Source organism: Stenotrophomonas sp. Ste96, assembly GCF_024519495.1.
Taxonomy (GTDB): Bacteria; Pseudomonadota; Gammaproteobacteria; order Xanthomonadales; family Xanthomonadaceae; genus Stenotrophomonas; species Stenotrophomonas bentonitica_A.
Genome location: NZ_JALJRX010000067.1, coordinates 1 through 253, shown reverse-complemented (window position 1 = coordinate 253; position 253 = coordinate 1). Strand labels below are relative to the sequence as shown.

Below are 253 nucleotides of genomic sequence, written 5' to 3'. Positions count from 1 at the left end.
CTGGCAGGCGCCGGCTCCAGGGCGCAAGCGAAGCGTGGAAGTCGGTATCGAACGCCACGCCTTGCCGGGCCAGCGGCCACCGCACGCGCGCGGCGCGCACAAAGGCAAGGGCAATCGGCTGATGCAATGGCGCGAAGGGTGCCAATGCATCGAGTTTAGCGATCAGTTGCTCGTTGAGCTCGTGCGCGCCCCTCAGGCCACCCCCATGCACGATCCGGTGCACTACCACGTCAGGGCATTGTACGGGTTCCGC

Annotated in this window: 1 pseudogene; it reads right to left on the bottom strand. The window is 66.8% G+C overall.

The annotated features are described in order from the left end of the window. Nucleotides 1-223 (bottom strand): annotated as a pseudogene (locus tag OC373_RS18945) (hypothetical protein); the annotation flags it as partial. Nucleotides 224-253 lie beyond the last annotated feature (30 nt).